We start from the raw sequence: 516 nt of genomic DNA, 5'->3' as shown, positions 1-516 counted from the left end.
CCAGCCGTGTGAGCAGCACCCGCCACTGTCCAGGGTCCAGGGCCCGGGCCTGCCAGTCAAAGGCGCCGGCTGGTCCCGCTCGAACTCGCGGCGCAGGTTCTGCGGTTCATCATCGGCCAGCAGCACCAGCTGTTCACCGGTCTGCAACCGGGCGAAAAGCTCGAAAATCCGGGCGTGGCGCTGCGGCTTGGGGATCTGGCGCACATCGATGGTCTGCGGGTCTTTGGGGGACAAGGCTTCCTCCATCTCAGGGCCTGGGGCGTGCCGGCTGGGTCTGCCGGCTCTTCCCACAGCTTAGCCCCGCGACCTCGGGGAACCGGTTCTTCGCCGGGAGTGCCTAGACTGAAGGGCAGTGGGCGGAGCCGCCGGGCCCGCACCGTGGCCAGCATCGTGGGAAGGAAGCACGCATCATGACAGCACCCCAGCCAGGTTCCAGCGCCGCCGCGCACGCGCAGACCTGCAGGACTTCCAGCACAACCTGGCCTCGGTGCGCGAACGCATCGCCGAAGCCGAACG

At 68.6% G+C, this 516-nt stretch carries 1 protein-coding gene; it reads right to left on the bottom strand.

The features are described from left to right. A partial coding sequence (locus tag JCM19049_RS17335) for a DUF2249 domain-containing protein (protein ID WP_279403537.1) occupies nucleotides 1-246 on the bottom strand: 246 nt, incomplete at its 3' end. Nucleotides 247-516: the final 270 nt, after the last annotated feature.

The organism is Arthrobacter sp. JCM 19049, assembly GCF_001310435.1.
The sequence above is the reverse complement of the archived record's forward strand: the minus strand, read 5'-3'. Positions and strand labels throughout refer to the sequence as shown.